22 protein-coding genes are annotated in these 21,465 nt (G+C 59.6%); 11 read left to right on the top strand and 11 right to left on the bottom strand.

Translation table 11 applies throughout. From position 1 onward, the window contains the following. Positions 1–3: 3 nt before the first annotated feature. Complete coding sequence (locus tag E4P01_RS22720; protein ID WP_005784271.1) at positions 4–186, bottom strand: hypothetical protein; 183 nt, start codon at positions 184–186, stop codon at positions 4–6. Between the two features lie 332 nt (positions 187–518). Between E4P01_RS22720 and azu the strand changes: the two genes are divergently transcribed. Further along, a complete protein-coding gene (gene azu, locus E4P01_RS22715; RefSeq protein ID WP_216090664.1) occupies positions 519–965 on the top strand; it encodes an azurin in 447 nt (148 codons plus the stop codon). A 109-nt stretch (positions 966–1,074) separates the two neighbouring features. Here azu and nadE read toward each other — a convergent pair whose 3' ends face one another. From nadE to E4P01_RS22700, 3 genes are all read right to left on the bottom strand, one after another. Further along, positions 1,075–1,902: an ammonia-dependent NAD(+) synthetase gene (nadE, locus tag E4P01_RS22710; RefSeq protein WP_078820150.1), complete on the bottom strand. Its 828-nt coding sequence runs from the start codon at positions 1,900–1,902 to the stop codon at positions 1,075–1,077. 3 nt (positions 1,903–1,905) lie between these two features. Then, on the bottom strand, positions 1,906–3,120 hold the full coding sequence (gene pncB, locus E4P01_RS22705; protein ID WP_005784275.1) for a nicotinate phosphoribosyltransferase: 1,215 nt from the start codon (positions 3,118–3,120) through the stop codon (positions 1,906–1,908). A gap of 207 nt (positions 3,121–3,327) precedes the next feature. Further along, positions 3,328–4,218 carry a LysR family transcriptional regulator gene (locus E4P01_RS22700; RefSeq protein WP_078820151.1) on the bottom strand — a complete coding sequence of 297 codons (891 nt, stop codon included), beginning with the start codon at positions 4,216–4,218 and terminating at the stop codon, positions 3,328–3,330. Positions 4,219–4,371: 153 nt separating this feature from the next. Between E4P01_RS22700 and E4P01_RS22695 the strand changes: the two genes are divergently transcribed. The 9 genes from E4P01_RS22695 to E4P01_RS22655 all read left to right on the top strand — a co-directional run bounded on the left by E4P01_RS22695 (position 4,372) and on the right by E4P01_RS22655 (position 15,487). Next, a complete protein-coding gene (locus E4P01_RS22695; protein WP_078820152.1) occupies positions 4,372–5,862 on the top strand; it encodes an aldehyde dehydrogenase family protein in 1,491 nt (496 codons plus the stop codon). 170 nt (positions 5,863–6,032) lie between these two features. Further along, entirely contained in the window at positions 6,033–7,316 is a 1,284-nt protein-coding gene (locus E4P01_RS22690) for an FAD-binding oxidoreductase (protein ID WP_032878169.1), read from the top strand. Between the two features lie 374 nt (positions 7,317–7,690). Further along, the gene (locus E4P01_RS22685; protein ID WP_078820153.1) at positions 7,691–8,827 is read left to right on the top strand and encodes a branched-chain amino acid ABC transporter substrate-binding protein; all 1,137 of its coding nucleotides are present in this window, start codon (positions 7,691–7,693) and stop codon (positions 8,825–8,827) included. 201 nt (positions 8,828–9,028) lie between these two features. Continuing rightward, complete coding sequence (locus tag E4P01_RS22680; RefSeq protein WP_003188099.1) at positions 9,029–9,943, top strand: branched-chain amino acid ABC transporter permease; 915 nt, start codon at positions 9,029–9,031, stop codon at positions 9,941–9,943. Positions 9,944–9,945: 2 nt separating this feature from the next. Further along, positions 9,946–11,223 carry a high-affinity branched-chain amino acid ABC transporter permease LivM gene (livM, locus tag E4P01_RS22675; protein ID WP_216090665.1) on the top strand — a complete coding sequence of 426 codons (1,278 nt, stop codon included), beginning with the start codon at positions 9,946–9,948 and terminating at the stop codon, positions 11,221–11,223. Beyond that, entirely contained in the window at positions 11,220–12,095 is an 876-nt protein-coding gene (locus E4P01_RS22670) for an ATP-binding cassette domain-containing protein (protein WP_005784285.1), read from the top strand. The genes livM and E4P01_RS22670 overlap by 4 nt, the downstream gene beginning before the upstream one ends. Then, complete coding sequence (locus tag E4P01_RS22665; protein WP_005784287.1) at positions 12,092–12,808, top strand: ABC transporter ATP-binding protein; 717 nt, start codon at positions 12,092–12,094, stop codon at positions 12,806–12,808. The genes E4P01_RS22670 and E4P01_RS22665 overlap by 4 nt, the downstream gene beginning before the upstream one ends. An 824-nt stretch (positions 12,809–13,632) precedes the next feature. Further along, positions 13,633–14,397 (top strand): SDR family oxidoreductase, encoded by a 765-nt coding sequence (locus tag E4P01_RS22660; protein WP_032878165.1) that lies wholly within the window; start codon positions 13,633–13,635, stop codon positions 14,395–14,397. 184 nt (positions 14,398–14,581) lie between these two features. Continuing rightward, entirely contained in the window at positions 14,582–15,487 is a 906-nt protein-coding gene (locus E4P01_RS22655; RefSeq protein ID WP_005784289.1) for a cation diffusion facilitator family transporter, read from the top strand. A gap of 108 nt (positions 15,488–15,595) precedes the next feature. Here the strand turns inward: E4P01_RS22655 and E4P01_RS22650 are convergent, their stop codons facing one another. From E4P01_RS22650 to ureE, 5 genes are all read right to left on the bottom strand, one after another. After that, positions 15,596–16,705: an AGE family epimerase/isomerase gene (locus tag E4P01_RS22650; RefSeq protein ID WP_216090666.1), complete on the bottom strand. Its 1,110-nt coding sequence runs from the start codon at positions 16,703–16,705 to the stop codon at positions 15,596–15,598. A 173-nt stretch (positions 16,706–16,878) separates the two neighbouring features. After that, positions 16,879–17,451 (bottom strand): HupE/UreJ family protein, encoded by a 573-nt coding sequence (locus E4P01_RS22645; RefSeq protein WP_032878162.1) that lies wholly within the window; start codon positions 17,449–17,451, stop codon positions 16,879–16,881. Between the two features lie 22 nt (positions 17,452–17,473). Continuing rightward, positions 17,474–18,088, bottom strand: coding sequence for an urease accessory protein UreG (ureG, locus tag E4P01_RS22640; protein ID WP_005784294.1), 615 nt, complete (start codon positions 18,086–18,088; stop codon positions 17,474–17,476). Positions 18,089–18,112: 24 nt separating this feature from the next. Beyond that, a complete protein-coding gene (locus E4P01_RS22635; RefSeq protein WP_032878161.1) occupies positions 18,113–18,787 on the bottom strand; it encodes an urease accessory protein UreF in 675 nt (224 codons plus the stop codon). Next, positions 18,784–19,284: an urease accessory protein UreE gene (gene ureE, locus E4P01_RS22630; protein WP_005784297.1), complete on the bottom strand. Its 501-nt coding sequence runs from the start codon at positions 19,282–19,284 to the stop codon at positions 18,784–18,786. Before ureE ends, E4P01_RS22635 begins: the two co-directional genes overlap by 4 nt. 337 nt (positions 19,285–19,621) lie before the next feature. On the opposite strand from ureE, the gene E4P01_RS22625 reads away from it, so the two are divergent. After that, the gene (locus E4P01_RS22625; RefSeq protein WP_032881130.1) at positions 19,622–20,119 is read left to right on the top strand and encodes a C40 family peptidase; all 498 of its coding nucleotides are present in this window, start codon (positions 19,622–19,624) and stop codon (positions 20,117–20,119) included. A gap of 4 nt (positions 20,120–20,123) precedes the next feature. Here the strand turns inward: E4P01_RS22625 and E4P01_RS22620 are convergent, their stop codons facing one another. Together E4P01_RS22620 and E4P01_RS22615 are read right to left on the bottom strand one after the other, a co-directional pair. Then, entirely contained in the window at positions 20,124–20,756 is a 633-nt protein-coding gene (locus tag E4P01_RS22620) for a TetR family transcriptional regulator (RefSeq protein WP_005784300.1), read from the bottom strand. 152 nt (positions 20,757–20,908) lie between these two features. Next, positions 20,909–21,229, bottom strand: a complete 321-nt coding sequence (locus E4P01_RS22615; protein ID WP_005784302.1) for a hypothetical protein — start codon at positions 21,227–21,229, stop codon at positions 20,909–20,911. Between the last annotated feature and the right edge of the window lie 236 nt (positions 21,230–21,465).

The raw sequence follows: 21,465 nt of genomic DNA, 5'->3' as shown, positions 1-21,465 counted from the left end.
AATTTATTCAGCCGGGTCTTTCGGGGTTTCGGTCTCGTCAGTTGCTGCTTCACCTTCCGCATCCGGGTTCAGCGCGCCGGCTTCTTCGTCTGCAGCGGCTTTCTTGCGTTGCAGCTTTTCCTCTTTCTTCTGTTCCTTTGCCAAGTCTCTCTGACGTTTGGCGAAGGAGTAATTAGGTTTGGCCATGGGCGATCCTCTAGGGTCGAAGGTGAGGGTAGGCGGCGCGCAGCTGCCTTGGGTCGTCATGGTAGCAGCTTCAGGGTGCCCTTTGCTTTCACTTACCGCAGGCGTAGGCGGCCAGCAGGCCGTTGAACAGGTGATTGAGGTGCATGGCATGAACTCCCGTGAGTGATGGGGCGATCATAGGCAGGGTGCGGCAGTTTGGCTGGTTGATTGTGTTGATCAACCTGATAGCCTAAAGTTGTATACAATCTGTTGATGCAGATCATAAGAAACTAAGCCTGCTTGAGGCACCCTTGTCGCAATACGCGTTTTCTAACCCTGCCCTGGAGATTCACATGTTCGCCAAACTCGTTGCTGTTTCCCTGCTGACTCTGGCTAGCGGCCAGTTGCTTGCTGCAGAGTGCAAGGTCACTGTCGACTCCACCGACCAGATGTCTTTCAATACCAAAGAAATCACCATCGACAAGAGCTGCAAGCAGTTCACCGTTGAGCTGACTCACTCGGGCAACCTGCCCAAGAACGTGATGGGGCATAACTGGGTGCTGACCACTGAAGCCAACATGCAGCCTGTGGCTACTGACGGTATGGCTGCAGGTATCGATAAGGATTATCTGAAAGCCGGTGATGACCGCATCATCGCCCACACCAAGATCATTGGTGCTGGCGAGAAAGACTCGGTGACCTTCGACGTCTCCAAGCTTAAAGCCGATGAGAAGTACAGCTTCTTCTGCTCGTTCCCAGGCCACATCTCGATGATGAAAGGCACTGTGGTTCTGAAGTAAGACCGCGTTATCGTTCATCGCAGGCAAGCCAGCTCCCACATTCGACCGCATTCTCATGTTGGAACTCGGTCAAGTGTGGGAGCTGGCTTGCCTGCGATGGCGGTCTACCTCACGGCGCAAACGGCATCACCCGCTTGTGCTCAGTCTTGCGATACGTCTCGCAGATAATTCTGAACGCCTCCTCACGCACCGGCTCACCGTGCAGGAACGCATCAATCTCTGCATAGGTCACGCCATGTGACGCTTCGTCCGGCTTGCCCGGCGACAAGTCTTCCAGGTCCGCCGTCGGGATCTTCTCTACCAGTGACTCGGGCGCACCAAAATGCCGGGCAATCGCTCGCACCTGGTTTTTCACCAGCCCGCTCAATGGCGCCAGATCGCAGGCACCATCACCGAACTTGGTGAAAAAGCCCATCACCGCTTCCGCCGCATGGTCGGTACCAATGACCAGGCCACTGGCCGCGCCGGCGATGGTGTACTGCGCCACCATGCGCATACGCGCCTTGGTGTTGCCCAGTACGAAGTCGCGGGACACCGCCGCCTTGCCTTCAAACGCTGCTACTTCATTGGCCAGGGCTTTGACCGCCGGGCCGATGTTGACGGTGTGGCGCTCGTCCGGCTCGATGAAGTCCACCGAAGCCTGGGCTTCGTGTTCGTCGAACTGGGTTTCATAGGGCAGGCGCACGGCGATAAAACGATAAGCCTCATCGCCAGTGCTGGCGCGCAGTTCCTGCACGGCACGTTGGGCCAACAGGCCTGCGGTCAGGGAGTCGACGCCGCCGCTGATGCCCAGCACCAGGGCCTTGAGCCCGGAATTGCGCAGGCAGTCCTGGATAAAGGCTACGCGCCTGGCGACTTCTGCCTCCAGTGCGGCCTGGTCTTTGAACGGCGCTTGCACCTTGAGCTGCTGCGCAATCTCACGCTGTACGGCTTGCATGCTTCACTCCTTGCTGGATAGGGCAGGTACTTTGAAAACGTGACGCAAATAGGCGACAAAATTCGGGTCGGTGCAATGGGTCTTGCCCGCTTCATCGGAAATCTTGGCGACGGGCTGGCCATTGCAGGCGGTCATTTTAAGCACGATGCTCATCGGTTCCACCCCCGGAATGTCGCAGGTGAGGTTGGTGCCGATACCAAAGCTCACATTGATCCGACCCCGCAACGCGCGGAATATTTCCAACGCCTTGGGCAGCGTCAGACTGTCGGAGAACACCAGGGTCTTGCTCATCGGCTCGATGCCCAGCTTGTGGTAGTGAGCGATGGCTTTTTCCGCCCACTGAATCGGATCACCGGAGTCGTGGCGCAGGCCGTCGAACAGCTTGGCAAAGTACAAGTCGAAGTCACCGAGGAAGGCGTCCGTGGTGATGCAGTCGGTCAAGGCGATGCCCAGCAGGCCACGGTACTCGCGTACCCAGCAATCCAGGGCGGCGATCTGGCTGTCGATCAGGCGCGGGCCGAGTTGCTGGTGGGCCATGATCCATTCATGGGCCATGGTACCCAGCGGTTTCATATCGAATTCGCGAGCCAGGTGCACGTTGCTGGTGCCGACAAAGCGCCCTGGGAAGTCGTGTTTGAGCACGCTTACCACTTCTTCCTGCACGCGGTACGAGAAGCGGCGGCGCGTGCCGAAGTCGGCCACTTGCAGTTCCGAGAGTTCATCGCTGGCGGCATTGGCCGTCAGCCAATCGAACTTGCGGTACAGCTGTTCGCGGGCCTGTTCGAGGATCACGGTCTGGTAGCGATAGCGGTTACGCACTTCGCTGACGATGGCCAGCATCGGCACTTCAAACAGGATCACATGCAGCCACGGTCCGCGCAGGCGGATAAACAACTCGCCGTTCTCGATACCGGTCTGCACATAGCGCAGGTTGAAACGGAACAGCCCGAGGAAGCGCAAAAAATCCGGCTTCATAAAGCTGATGCGTTCCAGGAAACCCAGTTGATCCGGGCTCAGGCTCAATTCGGCGAGACGCTCGATCTGGTAGCGGATTTCCGCCAGGTACGGGCGCAGGTCTTCGCTGTTGCGGCAACGGAACTCCCATTCAACTTCCACATTGGGGTAGTTGTGCAGCACCGCCTGCATCATGGTCAGCTTGTAGAAGTCGGTGTCGAGCAGGTTCTGCACGATGCGATCGGCAAACACACTCTCGCTCATAACGGGAATCTCCAGACGGCTCGGCGATGGGCGCCGGCCTTTACGCACAATTAAGGAAGGGGGCTAGTGGCGCATACACGTGGGTCGGTTTGCCAGTGATTTTTTTGCCACGGCCACTGGCGCTATCGGGAGCAAGCCCCCTCCCACAGGTTGAAATGCGTTCCAAATGTGGGAGGGGGCTTGCTCCCGATAGCGGTATTCCAGGCACTAAATAACCTGCTCAAGCATCCACTTCACAAATTCCCTGACCTTCGGCACCTCCGCCGAATGCTCCGGATAAGCCAGGTAATACGCATCCTGGCTCGGCATCGCATGTTGCCAGGGAATCACCAGCTTGCCCTCGGCCAATTCCTCTTCCACCAGAAAGCGCGGCAACAGCGCCACGCCACAACCCACTTGCGCGGCCCGAATGCACATATAGAAGGTGTCGAACCGCGGCCCGTGGTAGCTGTGCTCGGTGTGGAAGCCCTGGCTGGCGAACCAGTCATGCCAGCCCTGGGGCCGCGAGGCGTTTTGCAGCAACACCAGGTCGCTCAGTTGCGTGGGGTCGGTGAAAGGCTGCGCCGGCAGGCTCTCCGGCGCGCATACCGGCACCAGCTCTTCACTGAAGAGTTTGAGGCTTTCGGTACCCGGGCGTGCGCCCTGGCCGAAATAGAACGCCATGTCAGCCTTGCCTTGCAGCAGCTCGTCCGGCTGCTGTTCGTTGCACAGGTCCAGGTGGATCTGCGGGTGACGCAGGCGCCAACCCTTGAGGCGCGGCACCAGCCAGCGCGCGCCGAAGGTATAGGGCGTGGACACGCGCAGCACTTCGGTCTCGCCTCCGTAGGAGCGCAGGTAATGGGTAGACATCTCCACCTGGGTGAGGATCTTGCGCACTTCCACCAGGTACAGATCGCCCGCCGGGGTCATCTGCAAGCGGCGGCGCACTCTGCGAAACAGCAGGTGCTGCAACAACTCTTCCAACTGCGCCACCTGTTTGCTCACGGCGCTTTGTGTGAGGTTCAGCTCTTCGGCGGCGCGGGTGAAGCTCAGGTGGCGGGTGGCGGCTTCGAAGCACTGCAGAGCGGTGATCGACGGCAAATGTCTTTTGTTCAGCACGGCTTGCCTCTTTTTATTCTTTGCATGAATAAACGGAATGATATCTCGCCTAATCGTCGTTTGTTGGCAAGTCTTGGGCCAGCTACAAATAGGGCCAGGATCGCCGTGCATATTGCGGCGCGAATTTTTGTATGCAGATTGAAGGAGTGACCCATGGTTGCCGCATTGCTTGATCGTCTCGGGGTAAACCCGGCGCTGTACCAGGCGGGCAAACAGCCCGTGCATTCGCCGATTGATGGCAGCCGTATCGGCAGTGTGCACTGGGAAGGCCCTGCCGAGGTGGAGCAACAGGTCAGTCGTGCCGAGCATGCATTTGAGGCTTGGCGCAAAGTGCCGGCGCCACGGCGTGGCGAGCTGGTGCGCCAGTTTGGCGACGTACTGCGCCAATACAAGGCCGACCTGGGCGAACTGGTCTCCTGGGAAGCCGGCAAGATCACCCAGGAAGGCTTGGGTGAAGTCCAGGAAATGATCGACATCTGCGACTTCGCTGTGGGCCTGTCCCGACAGTTGTACGGCTTGACCATTGCCTCCGAGCGCCCAGGCCACCATATGCGTGAAACCTGGCACCCGCTGGGCGTGGTCGGGGTGATCAGCGCCTTCAACTTCCCGGTTGCCGTATGGGCCTGGAACACCGCGCTGGCATTGGTGTGCGGCAACGCGGTGATCTGGAAACCCTCTGAAAAGACCCCGCTCACCGCCCTGGCGTGCCAGGCGCTGTTCGAGCGCGTATTGAGCAAGTTTGATGATGCTCCCGAGTACCTGAGCCAGGTGATCATCGGCGGCCGCGACGCCGGCGCCGCGCTGGTGGACGACCCGCGTGTGGCCCTGATCAGTGCCACCGGCAGTACGCGCATGGGCCGCGAAGTGGCGCCGAAAGTCGCGGCGCGCTTCGCCCGTAGCATTCTTGAGCTGGGTGGCAACAACGCGATGATCCTCGGCCCAAGCGCCGACCTGGACATGGCCGTGCGCGCCATCCTGTTCAGCGCCGTCGGCACTGCCGGCCAACGCTGCACCACCTTGCGCCGGCTGATCGCCCATGAGTCGGTCAAGGAGGACATCGTCACCCGCCTCAAGGCTGCTTATTCCAAGGTGCGCATTGGCCACCCGCTGGAAGGCAACCTGATCGGCCCGCTGATCGACAAGCAGGGTTTTGACAACATGCAGGACGCCCTGGAGCAAGCCTTGAGCGAAGGCGGCAAGGTGTTCGGCGGCAAGCGCCAACTGCAAGACACATTCCCCAACGCTTACTACGTCTCGCCGGCAATTGTGGAAATGCCCGAGCAAAGCGACGTGGTGTGTACGGAAACCTTCGCGCCGATTCTCTACGTGGTCGGCTACACCGACTTCGCCGAAGCCCTGTGCTTGAACAACGCGGTGCCACAGGGGCTGTCGTCATGCATCTTCACCACGGATGTGCGTGAAGCCGAGCAATTCATGTCGGCGGTGGGCAGTGATTGCGGGATTGCCAACGTCAATATCGGCCCGAGCGGCGCGGAGATCGGGGGGGCCTTTGGCGGTGAAAAAGAGACAGGCGGCGGGCGAGAGTCGGGTTCTGATGCGTGGCGCGGGTATATGCGGCGTCAGACCAATACCGTGAACTACTCGCTGGAATTGCCTCTGGCCCAAGGCATTACCTTCGACTGAGCCCACGCGTCGAAGTGAGATCAAAATGTGGGGGGGCTTGCTCCCGATAGCAGTGTTTCAGTCAGCAAATCTGTAGCTGACCCACCGCTATCGGGAGCAAGCCCCCTCCCACATTTGATCAGATTTTCAATTCTGAAAAGTTGTTTGTTAGGTCTCATCGGAGTCTGGCAATGGCACTACGCGAAACATGTTTATGGGAACACCTCACCCCCGGCCGGCCGGATCGTGCCGCGCTCAGGGGCGCGCTCAAGGTGGATGTCTGCGTGATCGGCGCCGGTATCACCGGTTTGTCGGCGGCCATTCATTTGCTGGAGCAGGGTAAAAGCGTTGCCGTGCTGGAGGCCCATCGCACCGGCCATGGCGGTTCGGGGCGTAACGTCGGGTTGGTCAATGCCGGCATGTGGATCCCGCCAGATGAGATCGAAGCCGGGTTTGGCACGGCGGTTGGCAGCCAGCTCAACCGCATGTTGGGCGCAGCGCCGGCCCTGGTATTCAGCCTGATCGACAAATACAAGATCGATTGCCAATTGCGCCGCGAGGGCACCTTGCACATGGCCCACAACGCCCGTGGCGAGGCGGATTTGCGCAGTCGTGAAGAGCAATGGAAGCGCCGTGGTGCGCCGGTCGAATTGCTCACCGGGCAGGCGTGTGAGCAAGCCACCGGCACCCAAAAAATCTCCGCCGCCTTGCTCGATCGACGGGCCGGCACCCTGAACCCCATGGCCTACACCACGGGCTTGGCGAATGCCGCCGCAGCGCTGGGCGGGCAGTTGTTTGACCATTCCCCGGTCACCCAGCTTGAGCGCCAAGGTGCCGATTGGTCGGTGCAGACCGCCGAGGGCGCGGTGCAGGCCGCTCAGGTGGTGATCGCCTCTAACGCCTACACCGAAGGCGAATGGACCGAGTTGCGGCGCAATTTTTTCCCCGGCTATTACTATCAGGTGGCGTCAGCGCCGCTGACCGATGATGCCGCCCGGCAAATCCTCCCCGGTGGCCAGGGCTCGTGGGATACGCGCCAGGTACTGAGCAGCATCCGTCGCGATGCCGATGGCCGTCTGTTGCTTGGCAGCCTGGGCAATGGCAACCAGAAACCTGCCTGGTTCCTCAAGGCGTGGGCCGATCGGGTGCAGCAGCACTACTTCCCGTATCTCAAATCGGTGCAGTGGGAATACACCTGGACCGGCTGCATCGCGTTTACCCCAGACCATCTGATGCGCCTGTTCGAACCCGCCCCTGGCCTGGTCGCAGTCACCGGCTATAACGGGCGCGGTGTGACCACCGGCAGTGTGGTCGGCAAGGCGTTTGCCGACTATCTGTGTCACCAGAATCCCCAGGCCTTGCCGATCCCCTTTGCACCGATGCAGCCACTGGCGGGTGCAGGTCTGCGCAGTTGCCTGTATGAAGCAGGATTCTCGCTGTATCACGCCGGGCAATGTCTGAGGATCGTGATCTGATCAGCGAAATACCGCTCAAAAGCCTGCTTTTTCTTAGCAGGCTACCCATCTGTATTGGTGCAAGGCGTAGCAATCACGCACTGTAAATGTGCAGTTCCGTTACGCACGTTGTTACAGGTGTAGGAACTGTCGTTTATCCCTCTGGTTGCAGCTGCGACCTGGCGGGGTTGTACTTTTTTGGTTCGTTGGTTGCACCTATCGGGGCTAGACGGTTGCACGTCCTGGCAAAAGGCGCCGAAACGCCTGTAATAACAATGACACCGTGTCTTTTTGAAGAATAAAAAAGTAATGGCACGCGGCTTGCTCTGAGCTTTCAGTGAAAAGTTTGAATGCAAGTTGTCGTGCCAAAAATCAAAAATATCGGAGCACCACTCATGTCCCAGACGTTTTACAAGAAAGGTTTTCTGGCCCTCGCCGTTGCAGCGGCGCTGGGTGTTTCTACGTTTGTTCAAGCTGATGTGAAAATTGGTGTGGCGGGCCCGATGACGGGTGCCAACGCCGCTTTCGGTGAGCAGTACATGAAGGGTGCCCAGGCGGCAGCCGACGTTATCAACAAGGCCGGCGGCATCAACGGCGAGCAGATCAAGCTGATTGCCGGCGATGACGCCTGCGAACCCAAGCAAGCCGTGGCCGTGGCCAACCGCCTGGCGGACCAGGACAAGGTGATCGGTGTGGTCGGGCACTTCTGCTCGTCCAACACCATCCCGGCGTCTGAGGTCTACGACGAAGCCGGCATCATCGCCATCACCCCAGGCTCCACCAATCCACAGGTCACCGAGCGCGGCCTGGGCGCCATGTTCCGTATGTGCGGGCGTGACGACCAGCAAGGCATCGTCGCCGGCGACTACATCGTCGATGTGCTCAAGGGCAAGAAAGTCGCGGTGATCAACGACAAGGACACCTACGGCAAAGGCCTGGCCGACGCCACCGCAGCCCAGTTGACCAAGCGCGGTGTCAAGCCGGTGCTGGAAGAGGGCCTGACCCGTGGCGAAAAAGACTTCAGCGCCCTGGTCACCAAGATCCGTTCCCTGGGCGCCGACGTCGTGTACTTCGGCGGCCTGCATCCGGAAGCCGGCCCATTGGTTCGCCAGATCCGTGAAGCGGGCTTGAAAGACGTCAAGTTCATGTCCGATGACGGCGTGGTCACCGACGAACTGGTAGCCACCGCCGGCGGCGCGCAGTACGTCGATGGCGTGTACATGACCTTCGGCGCCGATCCGCGCCTGCTGCCAGACAGCAAGACCGTGGTGGAAGAGTTCCGCAAGAACGGCACCGAGCCTGAAGGCTACACCCTGTATGCCTACGCCTCGATCCAGGCCCTGGCCGCCGGCTTCAACGGTGCCAAGTCCAACAAGGGCGAAGACGCGGCCAAGTGGCTCAAGGCCAACCCCGTGCAGACGGTAATGGGCAAGAAGGAATGGGACGGCAAAGGTGACCTGAAAGTCTCTGACTATGTGGTTTACCAGTGGGACAAGGACGGTAAGTACCATCAGCTGGAAAAACAGAAGTAAGGCTGAGCATCACAGTTCCAATGTGGGAGGGGGCTTGCTCCCGATAGCGCAGTGTCAGCCAACACATGCATGACTGACCCACCGAAATCGGGAGCAAGCCCCCTCCCACAGGGGAACGGTGTTGTTATTGAGATCTGTTTTTTCCTCCAGAAGCGCCGCACACCGACAGGTGTGCAGGTGCTCACCGCGTGAGATTGCGTTATGGATGGTATTTTCCTGCAGCAACTGGTCAACGGCCTGACCCTCGGGTCGGTCTATGGCCTGATCGCCATCGGCTACACAATGGTCTATGGCATCATTGGCATGATCAACTTCGCCCACGGCGAGGTTTATATGATTTCCGCTTACCTCGCGGCGATCAGTCTGGCACTGCTGGCTTACTTCGGCATCGAATCCTTCCCGCTGCTCATTCTCGGCACCTTGATCTTCACCGTGGTCGTCACTGGCGTGTACGGTTGGGTCATTGAACGGGTCGCCTATAAACCGTTGCGCAACTCCACCCGACTGGCTCCGCTGATCAGCGCCATCGGCATCTCGCTGATCCTGCAGAACTACGCACAGATCGCCCAGGGCGCCAAGCAACAAGGTATCCCGACCCTGCTGGCCGGCGCCTGGCGCGTCGATATCGGCACTGGCTTCGTGCAACTGACCTACACCAAAGTGTTCATCCTAGTGGCGGCATTCGCCGGCATGGCGTTGCTCACCTACATCATCAAGTACACCAAGCTGGGTCGCATGTGCCGCGCCACCCAGCAAGACCGCAAGATGGCCTCGATCCTGGGCATCAACACCGACCGGGTGATCTCCTACGTGTTCGTCATCGGCGCGGCCATGGCTGCCCTGGCCGGCGTGCTTATCACCCTCAACTACGGCACCTTCGACTTCTATGCCGGCTTCATCATCGGCATCAAGGCGTTTACCGCTGCGGTACTCGGCGGCATCGGCTCCCTGCCTGGGGCGATGCTGGGCGGGATCATCCTTGGTATCTCCGAGTCGCTGTTCTCGGGGTTGATCAACTCTGACTACAAAGACGTGTTCAGTTTCTCCCTGCTGGTGGTGATTCTGATTTTCCGTCCCCAGGGCCTGCTTGGTCGCCCACTCGTGGCGAAGGTGTAAACATGTCTGCTGCCAAATCTATCGATATCAAGAAAAGTGTGGTCGATACGGTCCTCGCCGGGCTGATTTCGCTGATCGTGTTCGGGCCCATCGTCGGCGTAGTGCTCGACGGCTACAGCTTCAACCTGGAGCCGCTGCGCGTTGCCACGTTGGTCGCCATTGTGATGGCCGGACGCTTTGCCCTCAGCCTGTTCCTGCAAACCCCCAAGGGCGTGAAGATTCTGCAGGGTTTTGAAAGCAGCGGCTCGGGCGTGCATGTGCTGCCACCGGGCTACAAGTCGCGGCTGCGCTGGATCATCCCGGCGCTGATCGTGATCGCCATCGTGTTTCCGATCTTCGCCAACAAATACCTGCTGACCGTGGTGATTCTCGGGCTGATCTACGTGTTGCTTGGCCTTGGCCTGAACATCGTGGTGGGCCTGGCGGGCCTGCTCGACCTGGGTTACGTGGCGTTCTATGCCATCGGTGCCTACGGCCTGGCGCTGGGTTACCAATACCTCGGCCTGGGGTTCTGGACGGTGCTGCCGCTGGCGGCAATCGCGGCGGCACTGGCGGGGTGCATACTCGGCTTCCCGGTGCTGCGAATGCACGGTGACTACCTGGCCATCGTGACCCTGGGCTTTGGTGAAATCATTCGCCTGGTGCTCAACAACTGGCTGTCGTTCACCGGCGGCCCCAACGGTATGCCGGTGCCTTCGCCGACGTTCCTGGGCCTGGAGTTCGGCAAGCGTGCCAAAGATGGCGGCATCCCGTTCCACGAGTTCTTCGGCATTGATTACAACCCCAACATCAAGTTCATGTTCATCTACATCGTGCTGTTTCTGGTGGTGCTGGCCGTGCTGTACATCAAGCATCGCCTCACGCGTATGCCGGTCGGTCGCGCCTGGGAAGCCTTGCGTGAAGATGAAATCGCCTGTCGTTCCATGGGCCTGAATCACGTATTGGTCAAGCTCTCGGCGTTCACCATTGGGGCTTCCACTGCCGGATTGGCGGGTGTGTTTTTTGCCAGTTACCAGGGCTTCGTCAATCCGTCGTCGTTTACCTTCTTCGAGTCGGCGTTGATCCTGGCCATCGTGGTGTTGGGCGGCATGGGCTCGACGGTGGGCGTGGTGATTGCGGCGTTTGTGCTGACCGTGGCGCCTGAATTGCTGCGCAGCTTCTCCGAATACCGTGTGCTGCTGTTTGGCGTGTTGATGGTGGTGATGATGATCTGGAGACCGCGTGGCTTGATTCGGATCAGCCGCACCGGTGTGACGCCACGCAAGGGGGTAGCGCCATGAGCAAGGAAGTCGTGCTATCTGTCGAACACCTGATGATGCACTTCGGTGGCATCAAGGCCCTGAGCGATGTCAGCCTCAAGGTCGAACGCAACTCGATATTTGCCCTGATCGGCCCCAATGGCGCCGGCAAAACTACGGTGTTCAACTGCCTCACCGGCTTTTACAAAGCCAGCGGCGGCAAGATCGAACTCAACGTGCGCGGCAAGCAAACCAACGTCATCCAGTTGTTGGGTGAGCGCTTTGAGGCCACCGACTTCGTATCGCCCAAAAGCTTCCTCAGCCGCGTGTACTACAAGATGTTCGGCGGCACCCACCTGGTAAACCGCGCCGGCCTGGCACGGACCTTCCAGAACATTCGCCTGTTCAAGGAAATGTCGGTGCTGGAAAACCTGCTGGTGGCCCAGCACATGTGGGTCAACCGCAACATGCTCGCGGGCATCCTCAATACCAAGGGCTACCGCAAGGCTGAAAGTGATGCCCTGGACTGTGCGTTCTACTGGCTGGAGGTTGTGGACCTGGTGGACTGCGCCAACCGCCTGGCTGGCGAGCTCTCCTACGGCCAGCAGCGCCGCCTGGAGATCGCCCGCGCCATGTGCACGCGGCCGCAGATCATCTGCCTGGACGAACCGGCAGCGGGCCTCAACCCTCAGGAAACCGAAGCCCTCAGCGCGATGATTCGCCTGCTGCGCGACGAACACGACCTCACGGTGGTGCTGATCGAACACGACATGGGCATGGTGATGAGTATTTCCGACCACATTGTGGTGCTGGACCACGGCAACGTGATCGCCGAAGGCGGCCCCGACGCGATCCGCAACGACCCGAAAGTGATCGCCGCCTACCTGGGCGCGGACGAAGAGGAGTTGGTATGAGCGCACCTATCCTCGAAATGAAGGACCTGGACGTGTTCTACGGCCCGATCCAGGCGTTGAAGAAAGTCTCGCTGCACATCAACGAAGGCGAAACCGTCAGCCTGATCGGCTCCAACGGCGCGGGAAAGTCCACGCTGCTGATGTCGATCTTCGGCCAGCCTCGGGCCGAGTCGGGGCAGATTCTGTACAACGGCGTCGACATTACCCACAAGTCCTCCCACTACATCGCCTCCAACGGCATTGCGCAGTCGCCGGAAGGGCGGCGGGTGTTCCCCGACATGACCGTCGAGGAAAACCTGCTGATGGGCACCATCCCCATTGGCGACAAGTTTGCCAGCGAGGATATGCAACGCATGTTCGAGCTGTTCCCCAGGCTCAAGGAGCGGCGTAACCAGCGCGCCATGACCATGTCCGGCGGCGAGCAGCAAATGCTCGCCATCGCTCGTGCGCTGATGAGCCGGCCCAAACTGTTGCTGCTCGACGAGCCAAGCCTGGGACTGGCGCCGATTGTGGTGAAGCAGATCTTTTCTACCCTGCGCGAGCTGGCGTCTACCGGGATGACCATCTTCCTGGTGGAGCAGAACGCCAACCATGCGCTGCGCTTGTCGGATCGGGCGTATGTGATGGTCAATGGCGAGATTCGCCTGACGGGCACCGGTAAAGAGCTGCTGGTGAACGAGGAAGTGCGCAACGCCTACCTGGGCGGTCACTGACCTCAAGTCCAGACACATCACCCCTGTGGGAACCTGGCCTTATGTGGGAGCCGGGCTTGCCCGCGATAGCATCACCTCGGTTTAGCTGGCATACCGAGGTGGCTGCATCGCAGGCAAGCCAGCTCCCACCCAAGGCCCGGTTCCCACATTTGTTTTTGCGGTGTCAACAAGCCCTCCACCAAATTGTGGAAAACAAATCCAGCCCACCTCCAAAGCGCGACATATAGCCGCCGCAAATCCCTGTTTTGTCACAGTTTTGACTTGTCCCCATCCACTGTGGAACCGGCTGTGGGTAACGTGGGTGTACTTGGCTGAAAGCCTTTGAATACGGGGCCTGTAGCGTTGTGGTTGTTTTTTGATCGGCGGCTTTTTCTCGACCCTCTACCGGCTTTGTCAACCTGTTTAAAGACACAGGTATATGACCGGAATATGTCCATCCAGCCTGTGGATAAGTCTGTGACTAAACTCTGGAAAGACGCCCGCAGGGGCCGGAATGACTGGCCTGAAGCCATCGTTGCGTTTTTCCGAATTTTTCAGGGGCTACATACGCCCCAGCCAAGGTCAAGCAAAAAACTTTCTAAAAACGCCTGCAAGCCTTGTACACAGTGGCTTCGAGCGATTTGCACTTGCCCCCAAAGACTGTGGGCGCAGTTGTGGATAACCTGCGCGCATATGGCTGCAGGCCACGTTTTATAAGGCTTTGCTTGGGGTGGTTAAAAAACGCACAGTTGCGTGTGAAGTTACGTGCGTAGCGGTTGCCGCAGCCGCGGCGGAAGGGCATTCTGCTGGCAACTTTTTTCCCCGATGCACTCAAGGAGAACACCATGTCCGACACGCTATTCATTACTGGCGCTACTTCAGGTTTCGGCGAGGCCTGTGCCCGTCGTTTTGCCGAAGCCGGCTGGAAACTGGTGCTCACCGGTCGTCGTGCCGAGCGCTTGAATGCCTTGGTCGAAGAACTTTCCAGGCAGACCGAAGTGCATGGCCTGGTGGTGGATGTGCGCGATCGCAAAGGCATGGAGGAGGCCATCGCCAACTTGCCGCCGTCGTTCGCCAAACTGCGTGGCCTGATCAACAACGCTGGCCTGGCCGTGGGCACTGATCCGGCCCCCAAGTGCGACCTCGACGACTGGGAAACCATGGTCGACACCAATATCAAGGGCCTGCTGACCACTACCAACCTGCTGCTGCCGCGCCTGATTGCTCATGGCCGGGGTGCGGGGATCATCAACCTGGGTTCCATCGCCGGTAACTACCCGTACCCCGGCAGCCATGTGTATGGCGGCTCCAAGGCGTTCGTAAAGCAGTTCTCGCTGAACCTGCGTTGCGACCTGCAAGGCACTGGCGTGCGTGTGACCAACATCGAGCCGGGCCTTTGCGAGAGCGAGTTCTCGCTGGTGCGCTTTGGCGGTGACCAGGCGCGTTATGACGCCACCTACGCAGGTGCCGAGCCGATTCAGCCGCAGGATATTGCCGACACGATTTTCTGGGTGATGAATACGCCGGCGCACGTGAATATCAACCGGTTGGAGCTGATGCCTGTGAGCCAGACCTGGGCTGGGTTTGCGATTGAGCGGGGGGCCAAATAGGGCCTTAGACCGCGTCGCCTGCATCGGGGGCAAGCCCCCTCCCACATTGATCGGGTTCGCAGATCAAGTGTGGGAGGGGGCTTGCCCCGATAGCGGTAAATCGGCCAAAAACAGGCCATAAGGTACACTCCGCTCCTGAAAACCCTCCGCACTGTGCGGTTTAAAGGTTTTGACAGGAGGAAATGTGAGTAACCGAGGTGAGCAGGCACTGCTCAAACAATCGACCATCCTGATGTTCGCCGTGGCGATCGCCGGGATTGTCACGGGTGTCATATCCGGCGCCCAATCCATTTTATTCGACGGCTTTTTCTCGCTGATCGCCACCGCCATCAAGGTGCTGATGCTGATCACGGCCAAGCTGATCGCCAAGAAAAGCAACGAGCGCTTCCAGTTCGGCTATTGGCACCTGGAACCGATGGTGCTGTTGATCGAAGGCAGCTTCCTGCTGCTGATCGCCATCTACGCGTTCCTCAATGGTGTGTTCGGCATCATCAACGGCGGGCGCGAGATCGAGTTGGGGCTGGTGATCATTTATGCGGCGGTGTTTACCGTCGTGGAGTTCGCCTACTTCTTTTATGTGCGCTACCGCAACCGCACGCTTAAATCGTCGCTGATCCAGTTCGACAACATCAGTTGGCTGGTGGACGCAATGCTGTCGGTGGGCTTGCTGATCAGCTTCCTTGCCGCACTGCTGCTCAAGTCCCAGGGCTATGGCGAATGGGCGGTGTACGTCGACCCGCTGATTTTGATCCTGTTGGCCCTGAGTATGCTGGCGCCAGCGTTCAAGATCCTGCGCCCGGCGTTGCGTGAAGTGCTGGGGATCGCGCCGGATCACCTGGACGATAAAGTACGCGAAGTGATGGATGCGGCGCAGGCCAGGCATGGTTTCGATGACTACGTGTCCTATGTGCAGAAGCACGGGCGGGCGCGGTTTATCGAGATTCATGTAGTGCTGCCGGCCGATTACCCAGTGGATAAGGTCGCGACCCTCGACAGGTTGCGCGAAGAGATATCCACAGGGCTGGGCACGCCGGATGCGGCGCGTTGGTTGACGATCAGTTTTACGGGCGATCGCAAGTGGATTGCATAACGTCTGTTAGACCGAGGTGAGGCTATCGCAGGCAAGCCAGCTCCCACATTGATTGGGTTCGCACATTAAGGTGTGGGAGCTGGCTTGCCTGCGATGGGGCCTTGCAGGTCAGCCCAGATGCTGGACCAGACCCTGATAGCAAGTCGCCAAATGATAAGGGGTGGTAGAAGGCATATCCCGCCGGCTCACCTTACCGTCGGCATCCAGGCATTCATGCCAGCCCTTTGCATGCAGAAAACGCTGTTGCAGCGCCAGCAATTGACGTTGCAGCACCGTCTCGCTGCCGGGACGCAAGGTCAGTGCTCGCAGGTATTCCGCCTGGGCCCAGATGCGCTGAGTGCCGTCGCGCACCGTGCCATCGAGTGCCAACATGCCACTGACCGCACCGCTTAACTTATCCACACCCTTTTGCTCGGCATAGTCAAACGCCCGTGTCAGTGATGCATGCAGCGGCGTGCCGCGCAGCACCTCTGAGGATTCCAGCAAAAAGAACCATTCGAACTGGTGCCCTGGTTCAAACCAGTTATCCACAGCGCCCAGCGGTTTCTCCAGCATCACGCCGTGCTCGCGGTCGATGAAGCGTTGCTGCATGGCCGTCGCCAGTGCCAGCAGTGCGGCTTGTACCTGCGCGTCCTCGCGTACCGCGAGGGTGGCGAGGAAGCCCTCGGCCAAGTGCATCAGCGGGTTTTGCAACGGGCCGGATTTCAGCGAGGCCCAGTTGCGCTCAAGTACGGCCTCATACAAGCCATCGCCTGTGGAAAAGCGTTGAGCCACAACTTCCAGTGCGGCGTTGAGCACTGACTCCACCAAGGGTTCACGCACCTTGGCCCAGTAATGGGCACAGGCAAAGATGATGAACGCGTGGGTGTAGAGGTCCTTGCGCTTGTCCAGCGGTTGGCCGGCCGGGTCGATGCTGTAGAACCAGCCGCCGTGCTCGGCATCATGGAAGTGCCGCTGCAGGGAGCGGAACAGCGCCGCCGCCCGTTCATCGGCAAAGGCCGCACCTGGCTCGCCGATCAGGCTGGCGAACAGGTACAGCTGCCGGGCGCACGCCATGGCGCGATAGCGTTGTGGGGGCAATGGTTGATGATCGGCATCCAGTGCCTCAAAGGGCAGTGCGAGGTCGGCATTCCAACCCGGACCTTGCCAGAGGGGCACGATCAGGTCATGGAAGTGCGTGAGCACAGGCGTCAGGGAAGAGGGGGAAGCGATGGGCATTGGCTGGCGTCGTCACGGCAGGGGTGTTTGCCGCGCATGGTAGCAGGCTTGGGATCGGTGGTGTTTGTACTGGCACTATCGCGGGCAAGCCCGCTCCCACATTTTTGAAGTGTGAACCCTCTCAAATGTGGGAGCTGGCTTGCCTGCGATGAGGTCCTTGCAGTCGCTGACGATCAGCCCGCCAACAACCACACCCCAGTCGCTGCCGAAGCCGCCCCGGCCACCCGCACCAAGGGTGCCGCAGCCGCTGGCAAAAAGCGCACGACTGCATAACCGGCGGCATGCAACGCCGCGGTCGCACCCACAAACCCAATGGCATACGCCCAAGGGCTGGTCATGTCCGGCAGTTCAAGGCCATGGGCCACGCCGTGAAACAACGCAAACAATGCCGTGGCACCCACCGCCATGAACAGCGGCGGCCGCACCGCCAGTGCCACGGCCAGGCCCAGGGCGAGCACCGAAGCGGCAATCCCGCTTTCCAGCGCCGGCAATTGCAGCCCTTCAAAACCCAACACCCCGCCGATCAGCATGGTGCCGACGAAGGTGCATGGCAGTGCCCAGCGCGCGACGCCTTTCTGTTGGGCCGCCCACAGGCCGACCGCAACCATGGCCAGCAAGTGATCGAGGCCGCCCAAGGGATGGCTGATGCCGGCCACCAGGCCATTGTCGCCGTGGCCAGGGTGCGCGAAGGCCAGGGCAGGGGCCAGCAGCAGCGCGGCAGCGGCGAAGAGTTTGTTGAGGCTCATGGACAGGTTCCTTATGGGTTGATCAGGCGGCGGTCAGCAAGCCCTGGCGTTCGATGAAGGCGACGATGTCGTCCAGGCCGACTCCGGTTTTCTGGTTGCTGAACACAAAGGGTTTGCCGTTGCGCATCCGCTGGGTGTCGCTGTTCATCAACTCCAGCGAGGCGCCCACCAGCGGGGCCAGGTCGATCTTGTTGATCACCAGCAAGTCGGATTTGCAAATACCGGGCCCGCCTTTGCGTGGCAGCTTGTCACCAGCGGACACATCGATCACATAAATGGTCAGGTCTGAGAGTTCCGGGCTGAAGGTGGCCGACAGGTTGTCGCCGCCGGACTCCACCAGGATCAGGTCCAGGCCGGGAAAGCGGCGGTTGAGCTGGTCCACGGCCTCAAGGTTGATCGAAGCATCTTCGCGAATCGCCGTGTGCGGGCAGCCGCCGGTCTCCACGCCGATGATGCGCTCCGGCGCCAGTGCCTTGTTACGTACCAGAAAGTCGGCGTCTTCGCGGGTATAGATGTCGTTGGTGACCACCGCCAGGTTATAGCGATCACGCAGCGCCAGGCACAGGGCCAGGGTCAGGGCGGTCTTGCCGGAGCCCACCGGGCCGCCGATTCCGACGCGCAGGGGTTGTGTGTTCATGTGCTTCTCCACAATAAAAAACGTTCAGGAACGAAACAGGCGGCTGTACTGGCGTTCGTGGGCCATGCACGCCAGGGACAGGCCAAAGGCGGCGCTGCCCAACCGCGCAGGGTCAATGCGCTCGGCGTCCTGCTGGGCTTGCTGTAGCAAGGGCAGCAGTTCGCTGGTCAGGCGTTGCGCGGCTTGCTGGCCCAGTGGCAGGGTTTTCATCAGCACGGCCAATTGGTTCTCCAGCCAGCTCCACAGCCACGCGGCGAGGGCATCGTCGGGGCTGATGTGCCAGGCGCGGGCGGCCAGGGCCCAGCCAAGAGCCAGGTGCGGTTCGCCGCGTTGTGCAAGGAACTCACGGGCGGTGCTGTCCAGTTCCGGTAAGCCATTGAGCAGTTGCTGCAGGGAGTAGCCCATTTGCCGGCTCTCCTGATACAGCTCGCGGGTCTCACGGCTGGCGCGGTGTTCTTCGCACAATTGCGCCAGCCCAGGCCAGTCCTGTTCAGCGGCCGCGCGGCAATGGCCGAGCAACAGCGGCGCTTCGAAGCGCGCAAGGTTGAGCAGCAACTGATCGCTGATCCAGCGCCCTGCGCTCGCGGCATCCTGTACGCGGCCGTTGTCCACAGCCATTTCCAGGCCCTGGGAATAGCTGTAGCCGCCAATCGGCAACTGCGGACTGGCCAGGCGCAACAGCGCCCAGGCTGGGTTCATAGACGTACGCCGAACTGGTGCAGCTTGGGCGGGTAGTTGAAGTCTTCGTCGCCATGGCGCGAATGATGATGGCCGCCGCCGTAGGCGCCATGTTCCGGCTGGAACGGCGCCTCGATGGTTTGCGTGTCGGCGCCCAACTGTTCCAGCATCGCCTTGAGCACGTAGTCGTCGAGCAGGCGCAGCCAGCCGTCGCCGACTTGCAGGGCCACATGGCGGTTACCCAGGTGATAGGCAGCGCGGGTCAGTTCAAAGGCGTTGCGGCAAGTGACGTGCAGCAGTTGTTCAGGGCGGGCGCAAACGCGTACGACACGTCCGTCTTCAGCTTGTAGGAACTCGCCATCGTGCAAGGGCGGCTGTCCACGCTCCAAAAACAGGCCGACGTCTTCACCGTCGGCACTGAAACAGCGCAGGCGGCTTTTGCTGCGGGCTTCGAAGTTCAGCAGCAACTCAGCGGCCCAGAGGGCTTGGGGGGCGATTCGGCGGTGGATCACCAGCATCGGTAGGCTTCCAGCTATGAGCGATAGCAGTGCTAGAGCAAGGGGCTTGCCAACCTGCTACTGGCGTAGGAGTTTCCTGTCAGTGCAGGTGGTTGCGCATGGATAGGGCATCCACGGGTTGTATAGATCGTTCAAATTTGGTGCACATGAGCGGTTATAGCACTGGAAAAGGGCGTTTTCCCTGAAAGAAGCCTGGTGCTGCATGAAATTTCTTTCATCCAATTATCCGTTGCGTTTTTAAGGATTTATCCTACAAAGACCCGAGAATCGGCCTTCGTGGGCTTACGTGATGGTTCTTTAACATTCGCGCCGTGTTTAATTCACCGCGATGTTCATCATGTTCAAGTCATTTATTTGTTCAGTCATTGTCGGCCTGTCGTGTGTTATCTCGTCAGCCTCGGCCAATCTTCAACAGCCGCCGACTTTCGCTTCAAGCCATGCGGCGTCTTCGGTCGACGATGTGATCGACCGCGCCCATCAACTGCTCGGCACTCCCTACAAGTGGGGCGGTACGTCTGCCGAGCAGGGGTTTGATTGCAGCAGTTTCCTGGTCTATCTGTTCAAGACCGAAGCCAACATTCAGCTGCCGCGTACCACTGCGGCGATGCACCGTTCAACCGCTGCAACCATCAAGCGAAAAGCGTTAAAACCGGGCGATGCCGTATTTTTCAAAGGCAACGGGCGAGGGCAGGTGAGTCACGTCGGGCTGTATATCGGCGAAGGCAAGTTCATCCATTCACCGCGTACCGGCAAGCATGTGCGTATCGATTCGTTGAGCAATAAGTACTGGAGCAAGAACTACACAACGGCCAAGCGTTTTCACAAGGCCGGCTGAGGGATTACTCGGTACTGCCCAGCCCTTGCCAGTGCTTGAGGCCGATAAAGATAAAGCGCAGTTGCTGGGTGATTTTCGCCTGGGGCGTGAGGTGGGCCGGCAGGGCATGGGCCGGTGGGTCGATGATATCGGGCAGGGTGGCGAACACGCTTTTGACGATCAGGTCGGCCATCACATGTAAACCTTCTGCATCCAGATGCTGCAATTTTGGCATCAACGTCAGGTCGGCGGCCAGGTCGCGGGTGATGTCCTCGCGCAGGGCGCCGATGGCTTGGCGCACGGCCAGGCAGCCGCCGTACTGTTCGCGGGCCAAAAACAGGAATTGCGAACGGTTGGCCGAAACTACGTCGAGAAAGATCCGCACAGAGGCATCGATAATGCCCCCCATCACGAATTCGTTGTGGCGCACCAGGCGGATCGTGGCGCGGAAGGTCTGGCCGACTTCGCTGACCAATACCAGCCCAAGCTGGTCCATGTCGGCAAAATGGCGATAGAAACCAGTTGGCACAATACCGGCGGTCTTGGCCACTTCGCGCAGGCTCAGGCTGCCAAACCCACGGCCACACTCCATCAGATGGCGGGCTGCGTCCATCAAGGCAAGGCGTGTCTGTTGCTTCTGTTCGGCGCGGGGCAGCATGAGCGGATGGGCTTTTGTCGGCAAGTACAGCGACGCACTCTAGCAAAAGCGCTTTGCCGGCGTCGAACTTGGCGGGGGCGAGGCGTGACGCGGTCTATATAAAAGCAAAAGCCCGATCGGCTGATCGGGCTTTTTTCTGGGCCACCACGGGCTTAGCTCTGTGCTTGATGCAGTTCTTGCAGACGGTCGGCACCACCTTCAGCAACGCCTTCGGTGTAGGCGCGTTTGTTGGCTTGTTCAGCACCGCCTTCTACCAGACCTTTCTCTTGCAGGCGATTGTAGCCATTTTCAGCGACAGCACCTTTGGCGTAGTCACGGTTTTCGTCTTCTTGCGAACCGCTACGCGCCACGGTTTGGCTAGTCTGCATGGCTTGAGCTTTGTTCTGTGGAGTGGCCTGTTCGGCGGCTGGCAGGGCGAAAGCGCTGGAAGCCAGGACAGATAACAGGACGGTAGCGAGTAATTGGCGTTTCATGATGGTTGCTCCTTGGGAGGGCGATAAAGTGGGTACAGGGCTAATGCTACTCTTGATAAGTCGATATAAAAGTTCATAAACACAATGGTAATAATCAACAGAATTGATTGTTCCCTGCAAAGGCTCTAGATCGAGCCTCTCAAGCACGCGGTTTTGCACCGCAGTGGGTATTTTCGACACGAACCTGGGTAACAATGGTGCGCTGTCGATGATGAAATCTGTCTGCTTGATCAGGA

Source organism: Pseudomonas sp. NCIMB 10586, assembly GCF_023127895.1.
Taxonomy (GTDB): domain Bacteria; phylum Pseudomonadota; class Gammaproteobacteria; order Pseudomonadales; family Pseudomonadaceae; genus Aquipseudomonas; species Aquipseudomonas synxantha_A.
This window is presented reverse-complemented; position numbering and strand designations above follow the sequence as displayed.

What these genes read in the sequence shown, in the direction of transcription:
- E4P01_RS22620 (WP_005784300.1), bottom strand. Translation starts at nt 20,756, where the DNA reads ATGCTGCCCCGCGCCGAACAGAAGCAACAGACACGCCTTGCCTTGATG.
- ureG (WP_005784294.1), bottom strand. Translation starts at nt 18,088, where the DNA reads ATGAACACACAACCCCTGCGCGTCGGAATCGGCGGCCCGGTGGGCTCC.
- E4P01_RS22635 (WP_032878161.1), bottom strand. Translation starts at nt 18,787, where the DNA reads ATGAACCCAGCCTGGGCGCTGTTGCGCCTGGCCAGTCCGCAGTTGCCG.
- E4P01_RS22615 (WP_005784302.1), bottom strand. Translation starts at nt 21,229, where the DNA reads ATGAAACGCCAATTACTCGCTACCGTCCTGTTATCTGTCCTGGCTTCC.
- E4P01_RS22695 (WP_078820152.1), top strand. Translation starts at nt 4,372, where the DNA reads ATGGTTGCCGCATTGCTTGATCGTCTCGGGGTAAACCCGGCGCTGTAC.
- pncB (WP_005784275.1), bottom strand. Translation starts at nt 3,120, where the DNA reads ATGAGCGAGAGTGTGTTTGCCGATCGCATCGTGCAGAACCTGCTCGAC.
- livM (WP_216090665.1), top strand. Translation starts at nt 9,946, where the DNA reads ATGTCTGCTGCCAAATCTATCGATATCAAGAAAAGTGTGGTCGATACG.
- E4P01_RS22685 (WP_078820153.1), top strand. Translation starts at nt 7,691, where the DNA reads ATGTCCCAGACGTTTTACAAGAAAGGTTTTCTGGCCCTCGCCGTTGCA.
- E4P01_RS22665 (WP_005784287.1), top strand. Translation starts at nt 12,092, where the DNA reads ATGAGCGCACCTATCCTCGAAATGAAGGACCTGGACGTGTTCTACGGC.
- E4P01_RS22660 (WP_032878165.1), top strand. Translation starts at nt 13,633, where the DNA reads ATGTCCGACACGCTATTCATTACTGGCGCTACTTCAGGTTTCGGCGAG.
- azu (WP_216090664.1), top strand. Translation starts at nt 519, where the DNA reads ATGTTCGCCAAACTCGTTGCTGTTTCCCTGCTGACTCTGGCTAGCGGC.
- E4P01_RS22645 (WP_032878162.1), bottom strand. Translation starts at nt 17,451, where the DNA reads ATGAGCCTCAACAAACTCTTCGCCGCTGCCGCGCTGCTGCTGGCCCCT.
- E4P01_RS22720 (WP_005784271.1), bottom strand. Translation starts at nt 186, where the DNA reads ATGGCCAAACCTAATTACTCCTTCGCCAAACGTCAGAGAGACTTGGCA.
- E4P01_RS22625 (WP_032881130.1), top strand. Translation starts at nt 19,622, where the DNA reads ATGTTCAAGTCATTTATTTGTTCAGTCATTGTCGGCCTGTCGTGTGTT.
- nadE (WP_078820150.1), bottom strand. Translation starts at nt 1,902, where the DNA reads ATGCAAGCCGTACAGCGTGAGATTGCGCAGCAGCTCAAGGTGCAAGCG.
- ureE (WP_005784297.1), bottom strand. Translation starts at nt 19,284, where the DNA reads ATGCTGGTGATCCACCGCCGAATCGCCCCCCAAGCCCTCTGGGCCGCT.
- E4P01_RS22680 (WP_003188099.1), top strand. Translation starts at nt 9,029, where the DNA reads ATGGATGGTATTTTCCTGCAGCAACTGGTCAACGGCCTGACCCTCGGG.
- E4P01_RS22650 (WP_216090666.1), bottom strand. Translation starts at nt 16,705, where the DNA reads ATGCCCATCGCTTCCCCCTCTTCCCTGACGCCTGTGCTCACGCACTTC.
- E4P01_RS22670 (WP_005784285.1), top strand. Translation starts at nt 11,220, where the DNA reads ATGAGCAAGGAAGTCGTGCTATCTGTCGAACACCTGATGATGCACTTC.
- E4P01_RS22690 (WP_032878169.1), top strand. Translation starts at nt 6,033, where the DNA reads ATGGCACTACGCGAAACATGTTTATGGGAACACCTCACCCCCGGCCGG.